Origin of the sequence: Psychromonas sp., assembly GCF_041586535.1 — a bacterium.
Taxonomy (GTDB): domain Bacteria; phylum Pseudomonadota; class Gammaproteobacteria; order Enterobacterales; family Psychromonadaceae; genus Psychromonas.
The window spans coordinates 1-4,683 of sequence record NZ_JBFGZY010000203.1; the positions used below are offsets into that span (position 1 = coordinate 1).

Below are 4,683 nucleotides of genomic sequence, written 5' to 3' on the forward strand. Positions count from 1 at the left end.
ATAGACTAGAGCGCCATATAGTTTAAAAAAACAGCACCATTTGGGCCTCGACCTTCGGGAGCGCCTAAAAATCGCTCATTCTGCGTTGTGTCAGCTCGAAAGAGATCTCTATTCCTTCGCTAACACGCCTTGCCTGAGCGATTTTTAGTCAGCTCTGGCGTTCGTTGTTTAAACTATATGGTGCTCTAGAACCTGTTGACCTTTGGAGATTGTTTTTGCAGCTGTCTGTAGGTTCTTTATACAAGGCAGAGGCTGTGTGGTGTAGTTATTCTACACAATCAGCCGATAACGCAGTAGAAAGGAGCTACAAACGCTGCCCGAAGGGTTCGGCTAAAAGCGCTTTACTCTTTGTTGCGAGGAATTTACTTAGAATGAGCTGCACACCTCGCGTCGCGATTAAAACGCTTTTATCTCGAACAAAAATTAACCACGAAAGTTCAACAGGCTCTAATGCTTTGTAAGTAACATGAGTATCTACGTTATAAAAAACTGCCCCTTGTATAACAATTTCCTTTTATAAGGGCAATTAAGGAAGGGATTATGAAAAATGTTAAATATTCAGCAGCCTCATTTGTGCTTTTATCTGCAACTATTTCTCACGCGCAAGAGTATATTGGTGCGTCTGTTGGTCAAAGTGATATTGATATTTCCGGGTTTGATGACGGCACTTCGATCGCGGTCATTGGGGGATATAAATTCATCGAAAATTTTGCTCTCGAGGCTTCTTATATTAATTTAGGTGATTCTGAAGATAATCAACCACCAGTTTGGACAATTGAAGTAGACGGGATTAATTTTTCAGCCGTGGGTATTATTCCGGTTAATGAGCAGATCGATCTGTTTGCCAAGGTCGGGTTATTTGTCTGGGATGCTTCACTCAATGAAGCAGGTTACGGCGAAATAGGCATTGATGAAGGTAGCGATATCAGTTTGGGTTTTGGCGCTGCTGTAAATTTAACAGAGCAATTTGGCCTGCTTATTGAGTATCAGAAATTTGAATTGGATGAGGTAGATGTATCCAATATTTCAATTGCTGCGCGACTTTATTTTTAGCGTTTTAAATTTAGGTTTTATCTATTGTAAGAGGGGCGTATGCAATAAAATGCGCCTCATTTTCCCCCTTCCTGAGATTATTTTTTCTGTGCTATTGTGTTGTCCAATTCAAGCGTCGTAGTTTTCCCCAAGGGCGTTGTGATAAATGCCGTTTCTTTCAGTGAAGCGGTTGCTTCGAGCAGTTTTTTAAGCGGCTCATCGATAGGCTCTGCTGTCAGCGGGAAGGTGCCCCAATGTATACCGAGGGAAAGTGTTGCCTTAATGTCATGGTGTATCTGTAGTGCCTCTTCCGGGTTGACGTGCATATCCTGCATAAACCAACGTGGTGCGTAACCGCCAATCGGTATCATGGCCAGATCAAATGGTCCTAATCGTTTGCCAATTTCGACAAACTGTTTGTCGTTATAACCGGTATCACCGGCGAACCAGAATTTTAGGTCGCCGATCTGTACCGACCACGCCGCCCATAACTGCTGATATCTGTCATTCATTCCCCGCGCCGTCCAGTGCTGTGAGGGGGTCGCTGTAATGTGTGTTACACCTATCTTTCTCTCATCCCACCAGTCAAATTCAATGACTTTGCTGACACCAAGATCTTTAAACCAGTTTTTGTATCCGAGGGGCACTAACCAGGTGGCTGTATTGCCTATTCGCTCCACACTGTATTGATCCAGATGATCATAGTGGTTATGAGATATCAGCACAAAATCGATCTCCGGCAGTTGCGCAATGGTGATGGCCGGCTGGGTAGCGCGCTTAGGGCCGACAAAAGAGAAAGGGGATGCACGTTGCCCGAAGATAGGGTCGGTGAGAATATTGACGCCCTGATATTGCACCAGTACCGTGGCGTGACCTATCCAGGTGAACTGAGGTGAGTCTGCTGGATTACGCAGCTGTTGAATATCGACCTTTACGCTTTCAACTAAATTTCCTTGTCCCTCATAATCTGCCCATTTTTCTTCACCAAAAAAGCGCATCTTTTGAAAGTCAAAAAAACTACTCTCTTTTTTCTCGACATAGAGATTTCGAAAGCCTTGATCCGTATGATGCAGGGGACGGGAATCTCCTTTAAGGGTATAACTGGTAGAGCAGGCAGGCAGAATGAGAACTGCAGCTAGTACCAATAGGGCTGCTAATGCTATGATTTTGTAATACCAGGCCAGTTTAATTGTTGCCTTTACTCCTGCCATCATTTTAAGAGCTCCCAAGTGTTTGCTTAATTTTTTGTGCTGCGAGTGGTATTGCTAACCGAGCAAAGCTGTTCAATGGTTACGCCCACCACATCGTCATCATAGGGCCGATAGACCCGAATCCATTGCTTGCTTTGGCACGCCTCCATTGTAAATCCCTGCCTCGCAATGTTCGCTCCGTGAGATCTACGGCAAAAATGACTCCCTGCGCTTCACTTTCAGAAATGTTCTTCGCTTGTTTAGCAATTATCAGCACCAATTCCCCTTCAAAATAGACATTGTTCGCATCGGCCGTTAATTGGATCTCTTTTCCTAAAGCGATCAATGAGCTGGGCAGTTTTAAAAAAGAGGTGGCGGTGCTCTGGTGGCTGAGGAGGTGTGACTAGCAAAGTTCATACCTGCAGCAACCCCCTTTTATGGCTCAGTCGGGATCAGCAAATCCACTTTATCTATGGGCAGCGGTTTATCCGTCGGGGTGAGTACGCCGAGTAACTCTCTGCTAAGTGGCTGAATTTGATCACTCACAATCCGCCCGTAAGTAATTTCACCACGGTATTGATAACGTGCAAGATGCTCGACCTCAGCGATACTGGCCGTAGTAAAGATTATAAAAAAACAGACTCAACCACTTCACAGGCACGGTTCTCCTGTTGTAATAAAATGCAGAGGATGACCTTCGTAACGACGCCTTGCTTAACCTGCTTATTAAAAAGAGTATAGGTTAATTCATACGCTGCAGAGAGCTGGGCAGATCACATTTGTGAACAGGCCGCTGCAGACCTTGATGATTGAAAAACGCCGATATTACCCACTTTTCCTGACTTCAAAATCGATCACCCGTTAACTATATGGCGCTCTAGCGGAAGAATTTAAGCGATCCATTTTTCATCTGCTTTCGTAATAACAACAAAGAGTTAAAAAAGTGAGAAAAAATGATTATATTTTACGATGGTAACTGCCCATTGTGCAGTAAAGAGATGCAGCATCTTAAGCGCGCGGACAGGGCTGATAAGATTCAGTTAGAAGATCTTAATAGCGATGATTTTAATCAGCGTTTCCCCCACATTAACCGTGATCACGCAATGGCTGTTTTACATGGCCAGAATGAAAATGGCGAAATGCTGTTTGGTCTTGATGTCACCTGCCTGGCCTGGCAAAGCGTCGGTAAATACCCATGCTTAAGGGCATTGCGCTGGCCGGTCATTCGCCCCGTCGCGGATCGGGTTTATCTGCTTTTTGCAAAATACAGAAATCCGATCAGCTCTTTTTTAATGCCTCAAAATGCATGTGCTAATGGTGCTTGTACTACTAATTCCAAACGACCGGAGAGTAAGTTATGAAAACGGTTATTTTGTTTGGTGCGGGCAGCACCATTGCACAAGCCTATATTGCACATCTGGAAAAACAGTCAGATGTGTATCAGGTTATCTGTATCAGCAGTGCTATGTTAGCGTCTTCAAGCGGTGACAGTAAGAGGCCCTCAAGCGGCAGCACGATGGTAACAGAGCATTATCAAACTGATTATTCTCCTGAAAGTCTGAAAAACATTGTGGCTGATATTGCCGGGCAGCACATTGAACTTCACCAGGTGATTATATTTAACGGTCAACTGCACCACCCTGATACTATGCCTGAAAAAAAACTTGAAGAGATTAACCGTGATTATTTTAACCGGCTTATGCACAGCAATGCACTTGTCCCTATGCTCTGCCTGCAGAGCCTTATGTCTTTACTCTCGCATAAAACTCATTGCACTATTACCGCGTTAAGTGCGCGCGTGGGGAGCATTCAGGATAATCGTTCCGGTGGTTGGTATAGCTATCGTGCCTCCAAAGCAGCACTTAATATGCTCTTTAAAAGCGCTGCCATTGAGCTCGCCAGGCGGGCTAAAAATAGCCAACTCATTTTGTTTCACCCGGGAACAACTGACACGCCGCTTTCCAGGCCTTTTCAAAAAAATGTGCCGGCAGGTAAGTTATTCTCACCGGCCTTTGCGGCAGAGCAACTTTTTGAGTTAACCAATAATAATCCTGACTTAACTGCGGATGGCGAGCCGGTTTATATAGACTGGCAGGGCAAGCGCATCCCCTGGTAAGGTAATTAATTCTGTTTGATCCATAGCTGGCTTCTGTTATTGAAAGCAAAACCTTGTAGAAGCAGTTGGATTGCTCTGACCTGCAGGATATTAAACCTGAGCAACAAATTCGCCTGCTTGTATTAATGAAGGGGCGCTAGCCTTAGCCCCTGCAACATTGCCTTGATCAAATAATAATCAGCTCGGTAAACCACGGATAGCGGACTTAGCAAAATAGCCGTAAACCCTCGCCCTTCTTTTTAGGGCGGGGATATAAGGCGAAAGTGTAGTCGCACTTTAAATCATGCAGGTGTGGATTGACTATCCACATAATTTTTCAAAGTTTCTATCGTAGCCCCTCCTGCG

5 protein-coding genes and 1 pseudogene are annotated in these 4,683 nt (G+C 44.7%); 3 read left to right on the top strand and 3 right to left on the bottom strand.

The window, feature by feature from the left end; genetic code table 11:
* Positions 1-540: 540 nt before the first annotated feature.
* Positions 541-1,053, top strand: a complete 513-nt coding sequence (locus tag ABZA00_RS16360) for a porin family protein (protein ID WP_372883220.1) — start codon at positions 541-543, stop codon at positions 1,051-1,053.
* A gap of 77 nt (positions 1,054-1,130) precedes the next feature.
* Here the strand turns inward: ABZA00_RS16360 and ABZA00_RS16365 are convergent, their stop codons facing one another.
* The 3 genes and pseudogenes from ABZA00_RS16365 to ABZA00_RS16375 form a co-directional block, all read right to left on the bottom strand.
* Positions 1,131-2,246, bottom strand: coding sequence for an MBL fold metallo-hydrolase (locus tag ABZA00_RS16365; RefSeq protein WP_372883221.1), 1,116 nt, complete (start codon positions 2,244-2,246; stop codon positions 1,131-1,133).
* A gap of 76 nt (positions 2,247-2,322) precedes the next feature.
* Positions 2,323-2,592, bottom strand: a pseudogene (locus tag ABZA00_RS16370) (fumarylacetoacetate hydrolase family protein); the annotation flags it as partial.
* A gap of 65 nt (positions 2,593-2,657) precedes the next feature.
* Positions 2,658-2,852 (bottom strand): DUF2437 domain-containing protein, encoded by a 195-nt coding sequence (locus tag ABZA00_RS16375; protein ID WP_372883224.1) that lies wholly within the window; start codon positions 2,850-2,852, stop codon positions 2,658-2,660.
* A gap of 323 nt (positions 2,853-3,175) precedes the next feature.
* Between ABZA00_RS16375 and ABZA00_RS16380 the strand changes: the two genes are divergently transcribed.
* Both ABZA00_RS16380 and ABZA00_RS16385 read left to right on the top strand, forming a co-directional pair.
* Positions 3,176-3,583, top strand: a complete 408-nt coding sequence (locus tag ABZA00_RS16380; protein ID WP_372883222.1) for a thiol-disulfide oxidoreductase DCC family protein — start codon at positions 3,176-3,178, stop codon at positions 3,581-3,583.
* Positions 3,580-4,338: an SDR family NAD(P)-dependent oxidoreductase gene (locus ABZA00_RS16385; RefSeq protein ID WP_372883223.1), complete on the top strand. Its 759-nt coding sequence runs from the start codon at positions 3,580-3,582 to the stop codon at positions 4,336-4,338. Before ABZA00_RS16380 ends, ABZA00_RS16385 begins: the two co-directional genes overlap by 4 nt.
* Positions 4,339-4,683 lie beyond the last annotated feature (345 nt).

Excerpts from the sequence above, each read along its gene's own strand:
- ABZA00_RS16360 (WP_372883220.1), top strand. The coding sequence starts at position 541 with ATGAAAAATGTTAAATATTCAGCAGCCTCATTTGTGCTTTTATCTGCA.
- ABZA00_RS16365 (WP_372883221.1), bottom strand. The coding sequence starts at position 2,246 with ATGATGGCAGGAGTAAAGGCAACAATTAAACTGGCCTGGTATTACAAA.
- ABZA00_RS16380 (WP_372883222.1), top strand. The coding sequence starts at position 3,176 with ATGATTATATTTTACGATGGTAACTGCCCATTGTGCAGTAAAGAGATG.
- ABZA00_RS16385 (WP_372883223.1), top strand. The coding sequence starts at position 3,580 with ATGAAAACGGTTATTTTGTTTGGTGCGGGCAGCACCATTGCACAAGCC.